Genomic DNA, 17,970 nt, shown 5'->3' on the forward strand with positions numbered 1-17,970 from the left:
TGTCGCTCCTCACAGGCGCGTCACCTCCGCCGCCAGCGTATAGCCACCGCCCCACACCGTCTTGATGATCTCCGGCGCCTTGGCATCCGCCTCGATCTTGCGGCGCAGGCGGCTGACCTGGTTGTCGACCGCGCGGTCGAACGCCGCCGCCTCGCGCCCTTGCGTCAGGTCGAGCAGCTGGTCGCGCGTCAAGACCTGTCGCGGCCGCGTCACCAGCGCCAGCAGCAGGTTGTACTCCCCCGTCGATAGCGGCACGGACACGCCCTCGCGGTCGACCAGCGCGCGCTCGCCCGTCTTCAGCACCCATCCGGCAAAGGCATAGGAGCCGCTTTCCGGCGGGTGCTGGCGTGCACCGCCCGCGGTCAGCCGGCGCAGGACCACCTTCACCCGCGTCGCCAGTTCGCGCGGCGAAAAGGGCTTCACGACATAATCGTCCGCGCCCATCTCCAGCCCTACGATCCGGTCCGTCTCCTCCGCCTTGGCGGTGAGCAGGATGACGGGGGTGTCGCTGGTCGCCGCGATATGGCGGCACAGCGACAGGCCGTCCTCGCCAGGCATCATCACGTCGAGGATGACGAGGTCGATCGCATAGGCCGCCAGGCGCGTGCGCGCGCTTTCCGCATCGGCCGCCTGGGTGACGCGAAACCCTTGCCGCGTCAGATATTGCGCCAGCGGTTCGCGGATCGAACGCTCGTCGTCGACGAGCAGCAGGTGCGGCATGTCTCCCATGCCGTCGCCATTAGCCATCGGTGCCCCTTCCTGCAAAGCCGGGCGGGCGCGCGGCCCACCCGGATGCGCTCACTGACCGACGATCATTGCGCCGGCGCGTCGGCGGGCGGGGCAGGCGGCGGGGGCAGCATGTCGCCACCGCGACCCTGGCGCCGCATCGGCCGCGCCGCGGCGAGTTCGGTGGCGTCGAGCTTGCCGTCGTGATTGGCGTCCATCCGGTCGAACCGGGCGCCGGCGCGCTGCACCGCCTCGTCACGGGTCAGCACGCCGTCGCCGCCACCGCCGCCGCGCATGCCGAAGCCGCCGCCGCCGCCGCGTCGTTGCCCGCCGCCGGCGCGCATGGCCGCGCGCGCCGCGTCGCGCTCGTCCGGCGTCACCTTGCCGTCCTTGTTGGTGTCCATCGCGGCGAAGCGCGCCTCGGCTTCCGCCACGACCTCGGCGCGGGTGACGGCGCCGTCGCCGTTCGTATCCGCGCGCATCCAGCCGCCCCCGCCGGGCGGCGGGGCAGGGGGGGCGTCGGTCTGCGCCAGGGCACCCGTGGCGAGGAAACCGCTCGCCGCCAGCACGAAAGTCAGGGGAATACGCATCGCATCGAAGCCTCCGGCGATGGGGCCGATCCCGCACCGCAGGATCGGCTTATCGGACGCGCCTGTCGCTGCGGTATGTCCGGCGGCGCGCAAAGTGTCGCAATCTGTCGCGTGCCTCAGGCGAACACCGCCACGCTCTGCATCTGTTCGGCGACCGGGCTGCCGTCCGCCGCCCAGATGCCCATCCGCTGGCTGGAGATGCCGGCACGCGCATAGTCGCTCGTCGCCCGGAGTAGCCACCAGCCATCGTCCGTCGCCGGAATGTCGCCCAGCAGGTTGAGCTGCCACGTCATCGAACTGACCGGCGCAGGCCTGCCGAGCAGCTTCAGGGCGGCGGGCGGCAGGCAGTCGGCAACCGCCATCATCGCCACGGCGGGGTCGATCCCTTCGCGATCCTTCAACCGCACCCAGCGCAGCCATTCCGCCGCACCGGCGTCCTGTCCCTCGACCAGCTCGAAATTTTGCGAAAAGGCGACGGCGGGGTGGCCGCGCAGGATCCGATCGTCGGGGCCGGGCAGCGGCACTGACGGCGCCCGGCCGATCCGATGATCGAGCGAGGAATCGACCGGCCCCATGAAGACGAACGTCGCGCGCAGCCCCAGGCCCGCCTCGCTCGTCACGTCCGCCTGCACGAAGGCTGCGTTGCGCCCGCGCCGCAGCCGCTGGGCGCGGATTTCTACCGTCCCGCTCAACGGCCCGATGAAGGCGACCAGCGCCGACCGCAGCGGCGGCAGTTCGGCATCCGATCGCATCGCCGCATGCAGGGCGAGCGCCGCGGACAGGCCGCCATAGGCCGTGCGACCCTGCAGCCAGCCTTCGGGAATCGTTCCGCGCCAGCCGCCGTCGATGGGCGTGAGGCCGGCGATGATCGTAGCCAGCGACGTCATGCCACCGCCTCCACGCGATCGCGCAACTCCCGCTTCAACACCTTGCCGATCGCGCTGCGCGGCAGTTCGTCGGTGCGGTGGAGCGCGGCGAGCCGCTGCGTCCGGCCGAGCTGCGCGTTCGTCCAGGCCAGGATCGCCGCGGCATCCTCCTCTTCGAAACCGGGGCGGGCGACATAGATGCCGACCGGCGTCTCGCCCCACGCCTCCGACGGCACGCCGATCACGCTCGCCTCCGCCACCGCCGGGTGCTGCGCCAGCACCGCCTCAAGGTCGGAGGGATAGATGTTGAAACCGCCCGAGATGATGAGGTCCTTCTTGCGGTCCATCAGGATCAGGAAGCCGTCCGCGTCGAACCGGCCGAGATCGCCGTGGCGGATGTAGCGGTTGCCCTCGGCATCGTGCCATTCCGCCTCGCGGGTGGCGGCATCGCGGCCGTGATAGCCGGTCATCATCGTCGGCGATCGGCCGACCACTTCGCCCGTCTCGCCCGGCGCCACTTCGCGCCCTTCCTCGTCGATCAGCCGGATCGCATGACCGGGCAGCGGCTGGCCTACCGTGTGCAGCTTGTCGGGATGCGCCGTGGCGTTGAGCCCGCAGGAGGCACCGCCCTCGGTCATGCCGTAATATTCGACCAGCAGGCCCGGCCAGCGCGCCAGCACGTCCGCCTTCAGCGCCGGGGCGAACGGCGCACTGGTGCTCGTCTTGAAGCGGAAGCTCGCGAGGTCGAACCGGTCGAAATCGGCGAGTGCCATGATCCGCTCATATTGCACCGGCACCAGCATCGTATGCGTCGCGCGATGCCGCTCGGCGAGTTCCAGATATCCGCGCGCATCGAACTTGCCCATCAGCACTGCCGTTCCGCCCCAGCCGAGCGTCGGCAGGAAGCTGACGAGCGTCGTGTTGGAATAGAGCGGCGTCGCCACCATCGTCACCGCATCGCCAAACCCGGCGGTGGCGTTGCGTGCGATATGCGCCCAGCGCATCGCGTGGCTCTGCACGATGCCCTTGGGCGTGCCGGTGGTGCCGGAGGAATAGATGATGTTGAACGGGTCGCCCGGGCGGATCGCGACCGCTTCGGGCGCCGCACCCGGCGGCGCCAGCCACTCGTCGAACGCCCGGCCGAACGTCACGACCCGGGCGGCTAGGTCCTGACCGGCCAGCGCTGCGGCATTGGCGGCATCGACGAAGACGATCGGCGCGCCGCAATCGGCGATCATCGCGGCGATGGCGGCGGCAGTCGCGGACGGCGCCAGCGGCGTCGCCACGCATCCCGCCCGCAGCGTGCCGAGGAACACCGCGGCATAAGCGCCGCTCGCCTGCGCGACGATCGCCACCGCGCGGCCGGGTGGCACGCCATCGCGCTGCAAGGCCGCCGCGACCCGATCCATCATCCCGTCGAGCCCCGCATAGTCGACCGTCGCCTGCTCATCCGCCAAGGCGATGCGGTCGCCGCGCTCACGAGCATGGGCGGCGATCAGGTCGGGAAGCGTCGCGAAGTCGGACGCGAGCATGTCGGCGGCGGTCTGCATGCGGCAAGGCTAGGCGAGCTTCCCGCCAAGCACCATACGCAATCTTCTAAATCAGGCAGTGCGGACCCGCAGCACGACGATGGCGGCGGCGATCAGGCCGAGCAGCCCGGCGATCACGAACGCCGCGCCCGGGAAGCCATGGTCGATCCCCCAGGCCAGTGCCTGGGTCAGCAGCAATGGCGCGATGATCGCCGACACGCTGCCCATCGAGCCGAGCCCGCCCTGCAACTGTCCCTGCCGCGTCGCATCGACCATCCGCGACATCAGGCCCTGCAACGCCGGCATGGCGAATCCGGAAAAGGCACTGGTGCAGAACAGCAGGTAAACCTGCCAACTCGCCGTCACGCCGGCGAAGGCGATGAACGAGAGCGCGCCGGCGAGCAGCCCGATCAGCAGCGCCCGCCGCTCGCCCAGCCGCGCGATCGCCCGCCCGGTCAGCCCGCCCTGCACGATGGTCGAGACGAGCCCGACGAAAGCGAGGCTCCAGCCGATCGCCTTGGCATCCCAGCCGAATCGCGCCGTCGCCCAGAAGCTCCAGGTCGCCGGATAGACCATGTGCGCCAATTGCCAGAGGAAGGTCACCAGCAGCAGCGGCGCGGCGTTGCCGGCATGGAACAGCGGCCGGAAGGCGCCGACGACATGCGCATCCCGCCACCGGAACGGGCGCCGGTGTTCATGCGCCAGCGTTTCCGGCATCGCCACCAGCATGATCGCGGCATTAGCCAGCGCCAGCACCGCCGCCGCCACGAAGGGCGCGCGCGGTCCCCATAAGGAAAAGAGGCCCCCCAGCGCCGGCCCGATGATGAAGCCCAGGCCGAACGCCGCGCCGATCAGCGCAAAGGTGCCGCCGCGCTTCGCGGGCGGGGTGACGTCGGCGATCACCGACCCCGCCGGGCCATAGACGGCGCCTGCGACGCCGGCCACGGCACGACCGAGGAACAGCCAGGCGACATTCGGCGCCAGCGCCATCACCGCATAATCCACGCCGAAGCTCAGCATGGAGGCGATCAGCACCGGCCGCCGTCCGAACCGGTCGGAGAGGCTGCCGAGCACCGGCCCGGCGACGAACTGCGCCGCGGCATAGACGACCAGCATCCACCCTGCGATCCGCGTCGCATGATCCAGATCCGTCTCGCCCAGGCTGCGCAGCAGCGCCGGGAAGACGGGTGCGACGATGCCGAAGCCGATCGTGTCGATCAGCACCGCCGCCAGCGCCATCGGCACAGCCCTGTGTTCGAACCCGTGTTCGAACCCGTGTTCGAAGCGCATCCTGTTCGTCCCCCCGGTACCGGCGCCTTGTGCCGCATCGTCGCGCACAAGCCAATGGCAGGCCTTTGCAGTCGCCCGCTTTCGTGGCATGGCTCCATCAACCATACCCGATCTTCAGATTCGGGATCGAGGAGATTGCCATGGCCGCCCCCGACTTCCGCGAAGAGGCCCGCAGCTGGCTGGCGGCGCACTTCCCGCCCGGCCTCGCGCACAAGGATGCCGGCCTGTCGGCGCTGGAAGGGCCGCACGAGCCCTCCGCCGACGAGGCCGCCTGGACGAAGGCGATGGGCGACAAGGGCTGGGGTGTCCCCACCTGGCCGCGCGACTATGGCGGCGGCGGCCTGACGCGGGCCGAAGCGCGCATCTTGCAGGAGGAGATGGCACGGATCGGCGCCTGGAACCCGATCGGCGGCATGGGCGTGATGATGTTCGGCCCGACGTTGCTCGAATATGGCACCGAGGCGCAGAAGCAGGAGCATATCCCCGCCATCGCGCGCGGCGAGGTGCGCTGGTGCCAGGGCTATTCCGAACCCGGCGCCGGCTCCGATCTCGCCGCGCTCCAGACCTTCGCCGAAGATCGCGACGACCATTATGTCGTCAACGGTCAGAAGACCTGGACCAGCGGCGGCCAATGGGCCGACAAATGCTTTGCGCTCGTCCGCACCAACAAGACGAAGAAGCACGAAGGCATCAGCTTCCTGCTCATCGACATGGACGCGCCCGGCGTCGAGGTGAAGCCGATCCGCCTGATCTCCGGCGCCTCGCCCTTCTGCGAAACCTTCTTCACCGACGTGAAAGTGCCCAAGGCGAACCTCGTCGGCCGCGAGGGCGAAGGCTGGACGATCGGCAAGCGCCTGCTCCAGCACGAACGCTCCAGCCTGTCGGGCGGCGGCGGCTCGGCCGGGCGCCTGCTGGCGGGCAAGCCGTTGAGCGAGGTCGCCAAGACCTATCGCGGCACCGATGCGGAGGGCCGGCTGGCGGATGCCGACCTGCGCATGCGCCTCGTCCGGCACGAGATGGATACGCGCGCTTTCATGCTGACGCTGCGCCGCGCGGCGCTGGAGGCGAAGTCCAACCAGGGGCCGTCCGCCGCCACTTCGATCATGAAGAACGTCGGCGCCCGTATCACCCAGGATCGCGCCGAATTGGGCGTCGAGATCATGGGCATGAATGGGCTCGGCTGGGAAGGCGAAGGCTTCACCGACGCCGAACTCGCCCAGACCCGCACCTGGCTGTGGGGCAAGGCGGTGTCGATCTACGGCGGCAGCTCGGAGATCCAGAACAACATCGTCGCCAAGCGCATCCTCGGCATGCTCGACCACCAGTAAACAGGATCCACAGACATGGCCGTGCTTACCGAAGAACAGACAATGCTGCGCGACATGGCGCGCGAATGGGCGGACAATGAATCGCCCGTCACCGCCTTTCGCCGCCTCCGCGATGCCGCTCCTGCCGGGGGCTACGATCCGGCCGCCTGGGCGGAGATCGGGCAGATGGGCTGGGGCGGCATCGTCGTGCTCGAGGAGCATGGCGGCTCGGCGCTCGGCTATCTATCGCTCGGCATGGTGGTGGAGCAGCTCGGCCGCAATCTCGCGGCGCACCCACTCGCCTCGACCGGTCCCGCCTCCAGCGCGATCGCGCTGGGTGAAAGCGAAGAGGCCAAGCGCGACTGGCTGCCGCGCATCGCCACCGGAGAGGTGGTCGCGACGCTGGCCGTCGACGAAGGCCCCGTGCACGGCGGCCCGATCGCCACCCGCGTCGAGGGCGGCCGCCTGTCCGGGGACAAGGCGTTCGTCGCGGAAGGCGACAGCGCCGCCGCCTTCGTGGTCGCCGCGCAGGACGGCCTCTACCTCGTCACCGGCGACGATGGCGTCACCCGCGCGCCACGCCGCATGACGGATGCCCGCAGCCATGCCGCCGTCCGGTTCGAGGGCGCGCCCGCGATCCGTCTCGGCGGTCCCGATCTCACCGCCCGGATGGTCGACCGCGCGACCGCGCTCGTCACCGCCGAGATGCTCGGCCTCGCCGAACAGGCCTTCGCGATCACCAACGATTACCTCAAGACGCGCGTGCAGTTCGGCCAGCCGCTCAGCACCTTCCAGGCGCTGCAACATCGCATGGCAAAGATGTTCACCGAACTCGAACTGATGCGGTCGGTGGTCGAGGGCGCGCTGGAGGCCATCGATGCCGGCCGCTCCGATGTCGACCAGGCGGTCAGCCTCGCCAAGGCGGTCGCCGGCGACACCGCGAAGCTGGTGACGCGCGAGATGATCCAGCTGCACGGCGGCATCGGCATGACCGACGAACACGACGCCGGCTTCTTCATGAAGCGCGCCGCAGTGCTGGAGGCTATGTGGGGCAACGCCGCCTACCACCGCGAACGCTTCGCCCGCCTCAACGGCTATTGAGGATCACGCGGGGGCGCCGCAGGCTGATCATCATCAACGAGTGACTGGGCGAGAGCAACGCCCAGAAACGCGACACCTCCGCGCCTCTGCGCCTCCGCGTGAACCAAATCCGCTCTCCCACCGGATGAGGCTTCTTTGTTCGCGCAAAGACGCGAAGGCGCGAAGAGAGCGCGCCTGACGCAGATGTCGGGATCATCTCATGATGAGAGGCAGCCTGCGGCGCCTCGGGCAATGACCCCTTCGCGTCTTCGCGTCTTTGCGTGAACTAAACCAAAGCCCGATCGTCGAACAAACCGAACAGCAGTGTCGAGGCGTACATCGCCACCGCCCGCTCGCGAGGCATGGCGGCGGCCCATTTGCGCATGTCGAACGCCGCATTCTGCAACGCCATCAGCGCCTGTGCCGCGACCAGCGCGTCGACCGCGCGGATCGATCCTTCGGCGATGCCGTCCATCATCGTGCCGGCGAAACGGCGCGCGATACGGTTCGACCGGTCGACCATCGCCGTCCGCACCACGCCCGGCAGGCCCGACAGCGCGGTGGTCCGCAGCAGCGGCGCGCGCTCGGCGAACTGCACGTCGAGCAATGTCGCGATCGTGCTCGACAGGCGCTGCCAGTGGCTGCCGCCCGCCGCGTCCGCCAGCCGCTGCGCATCGCTGATCGTATCGAAGCTGCGCCGGTAGCACGCGATGACCAGATCGTCCTTGGCGTCGAGATGGTGGTAGAAGCTGCCCTTGGTGACGTTCAGCTCCGCCGCGATCCGCTGTACCGACGCGCCGCGATAGCCGAGTTCGTTGATGAGCCGCGTCGCCGCCAGCAGAAAGGCGGCACGGCCCGGCTCCGTCTCTTCATGGCTGAGGTCGATCGGCCGGGGCGCCCAGCGCGCGTCCGGCCCGGCGACGCCATGTTCGAACACGTTCATCAGCCGCGCCTCGACCCGCGGATATTGATCGATCTCGTAACGGATCAGCCACGCCGGCAACCAGAAGGTGTTTTCGAGCAGCACGTGCGCTCGCGCGCCGAACAGGTCGGTTTCGCCGCGGTTGGCCGGCATGCCCCACAATCCACGCGTGCGCCGAAACACCTCGCGCCACCGATTCATCAATCGGGTACGGTTGGGCTCCTCGGTCGCGCGCAGGTCGGACAGCACCGCCATCGCCCGGTCCTCGCCGCGTTGCACGCGCGCCTGCCGCTCCATGTTGAGCGCCAGATACCGCCGCACCCGCAGCGGCGGCGTCGCTTCCCCCATCGCCTCGTCCAGCATGGCGAGCAGCTGGTCGAGCGTATGTTCGAACGCGGCGGCGGCCAGGTCCTCCTTGCGCTTGAAATAATAGGTGACGCTGGTCGTGTTCAGGCCTACGCGGCGGGCCACGTCGGCAAAGGTCATGCCCTTGGCGCTCTGCTCGTTGATCGCCTCTGCGGCGGCGGACAGGATCGCGTCGCGCTTCGCGCGGAAACGCTTCGTGCCCTGTTCTTCCGCGCCCTCGACCGCGCCGGCCGTCGCCCCCGTCTGCTCCATCGGACCGTTCTAGCCATCGCGCTTTCGAAGAAACAGTGTTTTTTGCGCTCACGCCAAATCAGGCGTGAAAATCCACCGCTCGGCCGCGCACAGCCACTTTACCGAATATCCGGTATGGCCTAGACCGCGAAGAAAGACGATCGGAGAGAGGCCCATGGACTTCACCTTGAGCGAGCGCGAGACCTATTTCCGCGATCGGGTGCGCAGCTTCATCGATAGCGAGATCCGCCCCCGCCAGGCCGAGCATGACGCGCAGGAGCATGAGGGCGAGCGGTGGAAGGTCATTCCGGTCATCGAGGAGTGCAAGGCCAAGGCGAAGACCGCCGGCCTGTGGAATTTCTTCATGCCGCCGCATTCCGGCATGCCGCCCGTCGACGACACGTTCGAGTTCGAAGGCACGCAGCTCACCAACCTCGAATATGCGCTCTGCGCCGAGGAGATGGGCAAGATCGGCTGGGCGTCGGAGGTGTTCAACTGCTCCGCGCCCGATACCGGCAACATGGAGGTGCTGCACCGCTACGGCACCCGCGAACACAAGGACCGCTGGCTGCGCCCGCTGATGGAGGGGGAGATCCGCTCCGCCTTCCTGATGACCGAGCCTGCCGTCGCCTCGTCGGATGCGACCAACATCGAGACCTCGATGGTCCGCGACGGCGATCACTACGTCATCAACGGCCGCAAGTGGTGGTCGTCGGGCGTCGGCGATCCGCGCTGCCAGGTCGCGATCGTGATGGGCAAGACCGATACCTCCGCCAAGCGTCACGCGCAGCAGAGCATGATCCTGATGCCGATGGACGCACCCGGCGTCACCATCGAGCGGATGCTGACCGTCTACGGCTACGACCATGCACCGCACGGCCATGGCGAGGTGGTGATGAAGGACGTGCGCGTGCCCGTGGAGAACGTGCTGCTCGGCGAAGGCCGCGGGTTCGAGATCGCGCAGGGTCGCCTGGGGCCGGGCCGCATCCACCATTGCATGCGCACCATCGGCGTCGCCGAAACGGGGATCGAGGCGATGGCCAAGCGGCTGCTCGGCCGCGTCGCCTTCGGCAAGCGCATCGCCGATCATTCGGTGTGGGAACAGCGCATCGCCCGCGCCCGCATCGATATCGAGATGACGCGGCTGCTCTGCCTCAAGGCCGCCGACATGATGGACAAGGCGGGCAACAAGTCGGCGCAGCTGGAGATCGCGATGATCAAGGTGCAGGCGCCCAACATGGCTCTGCAGATTCTCGACGATGCGATCCAGGCACATGGTGGCGGCGGCGTCAGCCAGGATTTCCACCTCGCCCATGCCTGGGCGGCGATGCGGACGCTGCGCTTCGCCGACGGCCCGGACGAGGTCCACAACCGCGCCATCGCGCGTGCCGAATTCGGCAAATACGGCGAATACGCCGCCGAACGTCCGGTGCGGTGAATGTGGCACACCCCGTCATCCCGGCGAACGCCGGGATCCATGGACCGGCTGAACTCCCGACAGCGCGCGCCATCGGCCGCATGAATCCATGGGTCCCGGCGTTCGCCGGGATGACGGACCAACAGACATGATCGAACGAAAAGGCACCCCATGAAAGCCGCCGTCCTCTTCGAACCCCGCCAGCCGCTGGAGATCGCGGACGTCGCGGTCGCCGATCCTGCGCCCCACGAGGTGCTGATCCGCACCGTCGCGGTCGGCGTCTGCCGCTCCGACCTTCATTTCGTCGACGGCATCTACCCGCATGCGCTGCCGACCATCCCCGGCCATGAGGCGGCGGGCGTGGTGGAGGCGGTCGGCAGCGAGGTGCGCACCGTCAAGGTCGGCGACCATGTCGTCACCTGCCTCAGCGCCTTCTGCGGCCAGTGCGAATTCTGCGTCACCGGCCGCATGTTCCTGTGCATCGACGCGGGCGTGCGCAGGCCCAAGGGCGCGCCCCCGCGGTTGACGCTGGATGGCCGACCGGTGGCGCAGATGCTCAACCTCTCTGCCTACGCCGAGATGATGCTGGTCCACGAACATGCCTGCGTCGCGATCGACCCCGAGATGCCGATGGACCGCGCCGCGCTGATCGGCTGTGCGGTGACGACCGGCGCAGGCGCGGTGTTCAACACCACCGATGTGACGCCGGGCGAGACGGTGTGCGTCGTCGGCTGTGGCGGTATCGGCCTCGCCGCGGTCAACGCCGCCAGGATCGCCGGCGCGGGCAAGATCATCGCGCTCGATCCCGTGGCGGAGAAGCGCGCCGTCGCCGAGAAGCTCGGCGCCACCCACACGATCGACGCGCTGTCGCCGACCGCGGCGGACGAGGTGGTGGAGATCACCCGCGGCGGCGTCCACCATGCGATCGAGGCGGTCGGCCGTCCGCAGAGCGCCGCCACCGCGGTCAAGGTGCTGCGCCGTGGCGGCACCGCGACGATCCTCGGCATGCTGCCGCCGACGGAGAGCGTCGGCCTGTCGGCGATCGACCTCCTTTCGGGCAAGCGGCTGCAAGGCGGGCTGATGGGCAGCAACCGCTTCCCCGTCGACATCCCGCGGCTGGTCGATTTCTACATGCGCGGGCAGCTCGACCTCGACACGATCATCGCCGAGCGCCTGCCGCTGGAACGGATCAACCACGCCTTCGACGAACTGCGCAAGGGCGATGCCACGCGCAGCGTGATTACCTTCGGGTGAGGGGTGCGATGACCCGTGCCACATCCTCCTCGTCAACCCGGACTCGTTCCGGGGTCCACCGGGCCGCAAGCGTAAGACTAGAGCCTCCAGTCCGACACCTCGCCGCAGAGTGGACCCCGCAACGAGTCCGGGGTGACGGAGGAGTGATGGCAACCCGTAGCACGTCCCAAGGGGCAGCCGCATGACCACACCCACAGGCACCATCCCCGTCACCGACAAGGACCGGCTCGACGAGGCGAACCTCACCCGCTGGATGGAGGCGAACGTCGCCGGCTTTACCGGCCCGCTCACCTACGCCAAATTCGCCGGCGGCCAATCCAACCCGACCTATCGCATCGACAGCCCGTCCGGCGCCTATGTCCTGCGCCGCAAGCCGTTCGGGCCGCTGCTCCCGTCGGCACATGCGGTCGATCGCGAATACCGGCTGATCGCCGGCCTGCACCCCACCGGCTTCCCGGTCGCCAGGCCCTATGGCCTGTGCACCGACGACGGGGTGATCGGCGCGATGTTCTACGTCATGGCGCTGGTCGACGGGCGCAACCTGTGGGACGGGACGCTTCCCGGCTACTCGCCCGATCAGCGCACCGGTCTCTACAACGCGATGGTTGATACGCTTGCCGACCTCCACAACACCGATCACGCCGCCGCCGGCCTCGGCGACTATGGCAAGCCCGGCAATTATTTCGCGCGCCAGGTCGAGCGCTGGACCCGGCAATATCGCGCCAGTGAAACCGAGCCCATGCCCGAGGTCGAGCGCCTGATCGACTTCCTGCCGCGCACCGTGCCCGAACAGACGCGCACATCGATCGTCCATGGCGACTATCGCATCGACAACATGATCTTCCACTCCACCGAACCGCGCGTCGTCGCGGTGCTCGATTGGGAATTGTCGACGTTGGGCGATCCGCTCGCCGACTTTTCCTATTTCCTGATGAGCTGGGTCACCGAACCCGAAGGGCGCTCGGGGGTGAAGGGACAGACCGGCACCGCCACGGGCATCCCGACGATCGAGGACATGGTGCAGCGCTATTGTGCCCGCACGGGGCGCGAAGGCGTGCCCGACCTCAACTGGTATTTCGCCTACAACCTCTTCCGCCTCACCGGCATCGTTCAGGGCATCAAGAAGCGGATCGTCGACGGCACCGCATCGAGCGCGCAGGCGGAACGTTCCGCGGCACAGGTGCATCGGCTTGCCGCGGCCAGCTGGCACTTCGCGCAACTCGCCGGGGCATAAAGATAGCTTTATCAATGAGATGCATCAGACAATTCAGTTGAAATATGAGCCGTCACCCCCTGCGTTCGTGTGACTTTCACTGACCTTTGAAAGGGCCTCCATGTCGCTCTTCGACCTTACCGGCAAAGTCGCCATCGTCACCGGCTCCAGCCGCGGCATCGGCCGGGCGAGCGCCATCGAGCTTGCCCGTGCCGGCGCCCGCGTCGTCATCTCCAGTCGCAAGCAGGACGCCTGCGACGCGGTCGCGGCCGAGATCGATGCCGAGTTCGGTGACGGAAGGGCGATCGCCGTCGCCGCCAGCATCTCGTCTAAGGACGCGTTGCAGGCGCTGGTCGATGCCACCCGCGCCGCCTGGGGCCGCATCGACGTGCTGGTCTGCAACGCCGCCTCCAATCCTTATTACGGCCCGCTGGCGGGGATCGCCGACGATCAGTTCCGCAAGATCCTCGATAACAACATCCTCTCCAATCACTGGCTGATCCAGATGGTGGCGCCGGAGATGCGGGCGCGGCGCGAAGGCTCGATCGTCATCGTCTCGTCGATCGGCGGCCTGCGTGGATCGGACGTGATCGGCGCCTATAACGTTTCCAAGGCGGCGGACTTCCAGCTCGCCCGCAACTATGCGGTCGAATACGGGCCGGACAACGTCCGGGTGAACTGCGTGGCCCCCGGCCTCATCAAGACGGACTTCGCCCGCGCCCTGTGGGACACGCCGGAGGCGGAGGAGCGATCCAGCCGCCACACCCCGCTGCGCCGGCTGGGCGATCCGATCGATATCGCCGGCACGATCGTCTATCTCGCCGCCGACGCCAGCCGCTACATGACGGGGCAGGGGATCGTCGTCGATGGCGGGGTGACGATCTGATGGCGCGCTTCACCGGCAAATCGGTCATCGTCACCGGCGCAGGTAGCGGCATCGGCCGGGCCGCCGCGCGCCTCTTCGCGGCAGAGGGCGCCAGCGTCGTCGCCGCCGACCTGACGGAAGGCGCCGATGAAACCGCCGCCTTGATCGCGGAGGCCGGCGGCACGGCGGCGGCGATCCGCATCGATGCCGGATCGGAAGCGGACGTCGCCCGCGCGGTGGCGCTCGCCTGCGAGCGGTACGGCGGCCTCGACGTGATGTTCGCCAATGCCGGCATCTCGGGCGGCATGGCCAATATCTTCGACACCGACGTGGCGCTCATCACCGAGGTGTTGCGCGTCAACCTGATCGGCCCGTTCCTCGCCATCAAGCACGCCGCGCCGCGGATCGCAGAGCGAGGTGGCGGCGCCATCGTGCTCACCGCCAGCGTCGCCGGCATCCGCTCCGGCGCAGGATCGCCGGCCTATTCCGCGTCCAAGGCGGGGGTCATCAACCTCGCCGCCGTCGCCGCGCAGCAGCTGTCGGGCAGCAACGTCCGGGTTAACGCGCTGTGCCCCGGCCTCACCGAGACGGGCATGACCAAGCCCGTGTTCGACTACGCCCGCGACGCCGACAAGCTCGACCGCATCGGCCGCCTCAATCCCCTGCGGCGGGGCGCGCAGGCGGAGGAGCTCGCCAGGGCCGCCCTCTTCCTCGCCTCCGACGATGCGAGCTACGTCAACGGTCAGGCGCTCGCCGTCGACGGCGGCCTGTCGTCGAGCCACCCGGTGACCCGGCAGGATTACGGCAAGACGGCGGTCTAGGACCAATCGACCTTCAACCCTCCCCCTGGCGGGGGAGGATTGAAGAGGATCCCTCATCTTGGATGTCGATTAGCTTTAGGGTTGAGGCTGCCGTGAGTGCCGAGCCCCGTCGCCGGGCTCAGCCCTTCGGCGCCCGCCGCCGGATCAGCCCCTCCTGCGCGACGCTTGCCACCAGCCGCCCGTCGCTCGCGAAGATGCTGCCCCGGTTCATGCCCCGCGCATGCCCCGCCCACGGGCTGTCGGTGGTGTAGAGCAGCCATTCGTCCGCGCGGAACGGCTCGTGGATCCACAGCGCATGGTCGAGGCTCGCCGTCTGCATCTCCGGCATCAGCCAGTTGACGCCATGCGGCATCATCGATGTCGCGAGCAGCGCCATGTCGCTGGCATAGGCGAGCGCCGCCCGGTGCAGCGCCGGATCGTCGCCGATCGGCGCCGCCACGCGAAACCAGGCGGCGTTGTTGGGCTCGCGCTTCTCAGGCGCGAACCAGCTGCGCGGGTAGAGCGGCCGCATCTCGATCGCATTCTGGCGCCGCGTGAAGAAGTTGCGGAACTTCTCCGGCACCTGATGCGCGATAGCCTGGCGCAGCTCGCGCTCGGACTTCAGCGTGTCGGGCGGCGGCACCTCGGGCATCGCATCCTGATGGTGCAGGCCGTCCTCCGGCGTCTGGAAGGACGCCGTCATGGTCAGGATCGGCTGCCCCTGCTGCGAGGCGACGACCCGGCGGGTGGCGAAGCTCCTGCCGTCAAAGTCGCGCGTCACCTGATAGACGATCGGGAAGTTCTCGTCCCCCGGCCGCATGAAATAGGCGTGTAGCGAATGCGCTTGCCTGCCCTCGACCGAGCGCTGCGCCGCCTGCAGCGCCTGGGCGATCACCTGCCCCCCGAACACGCGCCCGCGCCCGCCGGGCTGGCGCGAGCCGCGGTAGAGGTCGGTATCCAGTTCCTCGACGTCGAGCAGCGTGACCAGCATCGCCGCCAGCTCGGCATCGGTGAGGGGGACGTACTCCGCCATCAATAGCCCGCCACCCGCGCCAGCCGGTCGGCATGGAAGCCGATATCGCCGAACATCTCGGCAAGGACGCGCGCGCGCTTCATGAAGAACCCGATGTCATATTCGTCGGTCATACCGATGCCGCCGTGCATCTGCACGCCCTCCTGCACCGCCAGCGTCGTCGCCATGCCGGTCATCGCCTTGGCCACCGACACCGCATCGTCGGCGCCGTCCGCACCGGCATCCAGCAGCTGCTGCGCCTTCAGCACCGCGGCACGCGCGACCTCCATCTCGCTATACAGGTGCGCGGCGCGGTGCTGGAGCGCCTGAAAGCTGCCGATCGGCACGCCGAACTGCTTGCGTTCCTTGAGGTAGCCGACCGTCATGTCCATCGCACCGCCGCCCACGCCGAGCAGCTCCGCCGCCGCACCGGTACGGCCTGCGCGCAGCAGCCGGCCGAGGGGATCGCGGCCATGGTCGACCTCGCCGATGACGGCGTCGGCATCCACCTCGACGCCATCGAACTCCAGACGCGCGGCAAGGCTCGCATCGGCGAGCCGCTCCGGAGCGGCGGCCAACCCGGCGGCATCCTTCGGCACCGCGAACAGCGTCACGCCCTCGGCATCGTCCGCGGATCCGGCGGTGCGCGCGGCGACGATAAGCAGGTCGGCGACATGGCCGTGCGTCACGAAGCGCTTGGCGCCGGTCAGGCGGAAGCCGTTGCCAGATCGTACCGCGGTCATGCCGACGGCATCACGATGCTTGGCGCCCTCGTCGATCGCCAGCGCCGCCACCGTCTCGCCGGCGACGATGCCCGGAAACCAGCGCGCCGCCTGCGCGCTGCCCTTCAGCGCTTCGACCGCGGCCACGGCGGTGGCGAGGAACGGGGAGGGGGCGAGATTGCGTCCGATCTCCTCCAGCACCACCCCCGCCTCGACATGGCCGAGGCCGAGGCCACCCTGATTCTCCGGCACCAGCACGCCGTTGAGGCCCATCTCGGCGAACTGCTTCCACAGGTCGCGCGAAAAGCCGGTCGGGTCGTTCGCGTCGCGCAGGCCGCGCAGGTGCGCCACGGGCGCATGTTCGGCGACGAAGTCCTTCGCCGTGTCGCGCAGCATCGTCTGTTCGTCATTGAGGTACAGGGGCATGTCTATACTCCGTCACCCCGGCGCAGGCTGGGGTCTTGCGCCGCGGGGGCGTGCCGTGTGGAAGAAGACCCCGGCTTTCGCCGGGGTGACGATGGGGTCACGCTCCCGGCAGCTCTAGGATGCGCTTGGCGATGATGTTAAGCTGGATCTCGCTCGTCCCGCCCTCGATCGAATTGGCCTTGGTGCGCAGCCACGCCCGCGGCGCAGCGCCCGTGTTGGACCGCTCGCTCTCCCATTCCAGCGCGTCCGAACCGCCCGCCGCCATCATCAGCTCGTGGCGATCCTTGTTCAGCTCGGTGCCGACATATTTCATCATGCTCGGCTGCGCCGGATGGGCGCGGCCCGCCTTCAATTCGTCGATGAACCGCTCGCTCATCGCCGCGAACGCCTTCGCCCGCACCTCGAACAGCGCGATCTGGCTGCGCAGCACCGGGTCGGCGAGGCGGCCGTCATGGTCCAGCCCGATCGTCGCGATCGCGCCCTCGATCAGCGGATTGCGCCCGCCCGCGGCGAGTCCCATGCCGGAGATCATCTCCCGCTCGTGACCGAGCAGATATTTGGCGACGTCCCAGCCCTTGTTTTCGTCGTGAATGCGGTTCGCCTTGGGCACCTTCACATCGTCCATGAAGGTTTCGCAGAACGGCGAATAGCCGCTGATGAGCAGGATCGGCTTGGTCGAGACGCCGGGTGACTCCATGTCGAACAGCACGAAGCTGATGCCGCCCTGCTTGGAGGCCTTGCTGGTGCGGACGAGGCAGAAGATCCAGTCCGCCTTGTCGGCATAGCTGGTCCACACCTTCTGCCCGTTGACGATATAGTGATCGCCCGCATCCTCGGCGCTGGCGGCAAGGCCGGCGAGGTCGGACCCGGCATTGGGTTCGGAATAACCCTGGCACCAGCGGATCTCGCCACGCGCGATCCGGGGCAGATGCTCCAGCTTCTGCTCCTCCGTGCCGTATTTCAGCAGCGCCGGCCCGAGCATCGAGATGCCGAAGCTGTTGAGCGGATTGCGCGCGCGGATCGCCGCCATCTCCTCGCGCAGCACCTTGGTCTCCGCCGGCGACAGGCCGCCGCCGCCATAGGCCGTCGGCCAGTCGGGCACGGTCCAGCCGCGCGTCGCCATCGCGTCCAGCCAGCGCGCCTGTGCCGGATTGGCCGCCCGATCGTAATGCCGCCCGCCCCAGCAGACGTCGGCGTCGGATCGCACCGGCTCGCGCATTTCGGGCGGGCAATTCTCCGCCAGCCACACGCGGGTGTCGCTGCGGAAGGTATCGAGGTCGGTCATGCTACTCTCCCTCCGTTCGTGCTGAGCTTGTCGAAGCACATGAGACTCACCTGCCCTTCGACAGGCTCA

At 68.6% G+C, this 17,970-nt stretch carries 16 protein-coding genes; 7 read left to right on the top strand and 9 right to left on the bottom strand.

What is annotated here, in order from left to right:
• Positions 1 to 9: 9 nt before the first annotated feature.
• The 5 genes from AC4GY7_RS00635 to AC4GY7_RS00655 all read right to left on the bottom strand — a co-directional run bounded on the left by AC4GY7_RS00635 (position 10) and on the right by AC4GY7_RS00655 (position 5,001).
• The gene (locus AC4GY7_RS00635; protein WP_491112067.1) at positions 10 to 729 is read right to left on the bottom strand and encodes a response regulator; all 720 of its coding nucleotides are present in this window, start codon (positions 727 to 729) and stop codon (positions 10 to 12) included.
• Positions 730 to 812: 83 nt separating this feature from the next.
• On the bottom strand, positions 813 to 1,316 hold the full coding sequence (locus AC4GY7_RS00640; RefSeq protein ID WP_491111426.1) for an EF-hand domain-containing protein: 504 nt from the start codon (positions 1,314 to 1,316) through the stop codon (positions 813 to 815).
• 116 nt (positions 1,317 to 1,432) lie between these two features.
• Positions 1,433 to 2,203, bottom strand: coding sequence for an acyl-CoA thioesterase (locus tag AC4GY7_RS00645; protein ID WP_491111428.1), 771 nt, complete (start codon positions 2,201 to 2,203; stop codon positions 1,433 to 1,435).
• Positions 2,200 to 3,732: a class I adenylate-forming enzyme family protein gene (locus AC4GY7_RS00650; protein WP_491111430.1), complete on the bottom strand. Its 1,533-nt coding sequence runs from the start codon at positions 3,730 to 3,732 to the stop codon at positions 2,200 to 2,202. Before AC4GY7_RS00650 ends, AC4GY7_RS00645 begins: the two co-directional genes overlap by 4 nt.
• Positions 3,733 to 3,783: 51 nt before the next feature.
• Positions 3,784 to 5,001, bottom strand: coding sequence for an MFS transporter (locus AC4GY7_RS00655; RefSeq protein ID WP_491111431.1), 1,218 nt, complete (start codon positions 4,999 to 5,001; stop codon positions 3,784 to 3,786).
• Positions 5,002 to 5,141: 140 nt separating this feature from the next.
• On the opposite strand from AC4GY7_RS00655, the gene AC4GY7_RS00660 reads away from it, so the two are divergent.
• A complete protein-coding gene (locus AC4GY7_RS00660; protein ID WP_491111433.1) occupies positions 5,142 to 6,329 on the top strand; it encodes an acyl-CoA dehydrogenase family protein in 1,188 nt (395 codons plus the stop codon).
• A gap of 15 nt (positions 6,330 to 6,344) precedes the next feature.
• Complete coding sequence (locus tag AC4GY7_RS00665) at positions 6,345 to 7,409, top strand: acyl-CoA dehydrogenase family protein (RefSeq protein WP_491111435.1); 1,065 nt, start codon at positions 6,345 to 6,347, stop codon at positions 7,407 to 7,409.
• A 265-nt stretch (positions 7,410 to 7,674) separates the two neighbouring features.
• Here AC4GY7_RS00665 and AC4GY7_RS00670 read toward each other — a convergent pair whose 3' ends face one another.
• Positions 7,675 to 8,928, bottom strand: a complete 1,254-nt coding sequence (locus AC4GY7_RS00670) for a TetR/AcrR family transcriptional regulator (protein WP_491111437.1) — start codon at positions 8,926 to 8,928, stop codon at positions 7,675 to 7,677.
• A 154-nt stretch (positions 8,929 to 9,082) separates the two neighbouring features.
• Between AC4GY7_RS00670 and AC4GY7_RS00675 the strand changes: the two genes are divergently transcribed.
• From AC4GY7_RS00675 to AC4GY7_RS00695, 5 genes are all read left to right on the top strand, one after another.
• A complete protein-coding gene (locus AC4GY7_RS00675) occupies positions 9,083 to 10,345 on the top strand; it encodes an acyl-CoA dehydrogenase family protein (protein WP_491111438.1) in 1,263 nt (420 codons plus the stop codon).
• 150 nt (positions 10,346 to 10,495) lie between these two features.
• Positions 10,496 to 11,578 carry a Zn-dependent alcohol dehydrogenase gene (locus AC4GY7_RS00680; protein ID WP_491111440.1) on the top strand — a complete coding sequence of 361 codons (1,083 nt, stop codon included), beginning with the start codon at positions 10,496 to 10,498 and terminating at the stop codon, positions 11,576 to 11,578.
• Positions 11,579 to 11,759: 181 nt separating this feature from the next.
• The gene (locus AC4GY7_RS00685) at positions 11,760 to 12,812 is read left to right on the top strand and encodes a phosphotransferase family protein (RefSeq protein WP_491111441.1); all 1,053 of its coding nucleotides are present in this window, start codon (positions 11,760 to 11,762) and stop codon (positions 12,810 to 12,812) included.
• Positions 12,813 to 12,912: 100 nt separating this feature from the next.
• Complete coding sequence (locus AC4GY7_RS00690; protein ID WP_491111443.1) at positions 12,913 to 13,677, top strand: SDR family NAD(P)-dependent oxidoreductase; 765 nt, start codon at positions 12,913 to 12,915, stop codon at positions 13,675 to 13,677.
• Complete coding sequence (locus tag AC4GY7_RS00695; protein WP_491111444.1) at positions 13,677 to 14,477, top strand: SDR family NAD(P)-dependent oxidoreductase; 801 nt, start codon at positions 13,677 to 13,679, stop codon at positions 14,475 to 14,477. The genes AC4GY7_RS00690 and AC4GY7_RS00695 overlap by 1 nt, the downstream gene beginning before the upstream one ends.
• A gap of 118 nt (positions 14,478 to 14,595) precedes the next feature.
• Here AC4GY7_RS00695 and AC4GY7_RS00700 read toward each other — a convergent pair whose 3' ends face one another.
• From AC4GY7_RS00700 to AC4GY7_RS00710, 3 genes are all read right to left on the bottom strand, one after another.
• A complete protein-coding gene (locus AC4GY7_RS00700) occupies positions 14,596 to 15,489 on the bottom strand; it encodes an acyl-CoA thioesterase (RefSeq protein ID WP_491111446.1) in 894 nt (297 codons plus the stop codon).
• A complete protein-coding gene (locus tag AC4GY7_RS00705; RefSeq protein WP_491111448.1) occupies positions 15,489 to 16,616 on the bottom strand; it encodes an acyl-CoA dehydrogenase family protein in 1,128 nt (375 codons plus the stop codon). Before AC4GY7_RS00705 ends, AC4GY7_RS00700 begins: the two co-directional genes overlap by 1 nt.
• 97 nt (positions 16,617 to 16,713) lie before the next feature.
• A complete protein-coding gene (locus tag AC4GY7_RS00710; RefSeq protein WP_491111449.1) occupies positions 16,714 to 17,901 on the bottom strand; it encodes an acyl-CoA dehydrogenase family protein in 1,188 nt (395 codons plus the stop codon).
• Between the last annotated feature and the right edge of the window lie 69 nt (positions 17,902 to 17,970).

The sequence above is a fragment of the Sphingomonas sp. SP5 genome (assembly GCF_058313455.1).

Bases quoted from the DNA above. Each gene is read 5' to 3' on its own strand.
- AC4GY7_RS00635 (WP_491112067.1), bottom strand. From the start codon at position 729: ATGGGAGACATGCCGCACCTGCTGCTCGTCGACGACGAGCGTTCGATC.
- AC4GY7_RS00640 (WP_491111426.1), bottom strand. From the start codon at position 1,316: ATGCGTATTCCCCTGACTTTCGTGCTGGCGGCGAGCGGTTTCCTCGCC.
- AC4GY7_RS00645 (WP_491111428.1), bottom strand. From the start codon at position 2,203: ATGACGTCGCTGGCTACGATCATCGCCGGCCTCACGCCCATCGACGGC.
- AC4GY7_RS00650 (WP_491111430.1), bottom strand. From the start codon at position 3,732: ATGCAGACCGCCGCCGACATGCTCGCGTCCGACTTCGCGACGCTTCCC.
- AC4GY7_RS00655 (WP_491111431.1), bottom strand. From the start codon at position 5,001: ATGCGCTTCGAACACGGGTTCGAACACGGGTTCGAACACAGGGCTGTG.
- AC4GY7_RS00660 (WP_491111433.1), top strand. From the start codon at position 5,142: ATGGCCGCCCCCGACTTCCGCGAAGAGGCCCGCAGCTGGCTGGCGGCG.
- AC4GY7_RS00665 (WP_491111435.1), top strand. From the start codon at position 6,345: ATGGCCGTGCTTACCGAAGAACAGACAATGCTGCGCGACATGGCGCGC.
- AC4GY7_RS00670 (WP_491111437.1), bottom strand. From the start codon at position 8,928: ATGGAGCAGACGGGGGCGACGGCCGGCGCGGTCGAGGGCGCGGAAGAA.
- AC4GY7_RS00675 (WP_491111438.1), top strand. From the start codon at position 9,083: ATGGACTTCACCTTGAGCGAGCGCGAGACCTATTTCCGCGATCGGGTG.
- AC4GY7_RS00680 (WP_491111440.1), top strand. From the start codon at position 10,496: ATGAAAGCCGCCGTCCTCTTCGAACCCCGCCAGCCGCTGGAGATCGCG.
- AC4GY7_RS00685 (WP_491111441.1), top strand. From the start codon at position 11,760: ATGACCACACCCACAGGCACCATCCCCGTCACCGACAAGGACCGGCTC.
- AC4GY7_RS00690 (WP_491111443.1), top strand. From the start codon at position 12,913: ATGTCGCTCTTCGACCTTACCGGCAAAGTCGCCATCGTCACCGGCTCC.
- AC4GY7_RS00695 (WP_491111444.1), top strand. From the start codon at position 13,677: ATGGCGCGCTTCACCGGCAAATCGGTCATCGTCACCGGCGCAGGTAGC.
- AC4GY7_RS00700 (WP_491111446.1), bottom strand. From the start codon at position 15,489: ATGGCGGAGTACGTCCCCCTCACCGATGCCGAGCTGGCGGCGATGCTG.
- AC4GY7_RS00705 (WP_491111448.1), bottom strand. From the start codon at position 16,616: ATGCCCCTGTACCTCAATGACGAACAGACGATGCTGCGCGACACGGCG.
- AC4GY7_RS00710 (WP_491111449.1), bottom strand. From the start codon at position 17,901: ATGACCGACCTCGATACCTTCCGCAGCGACACCCGCGTGTGGCTGGCG.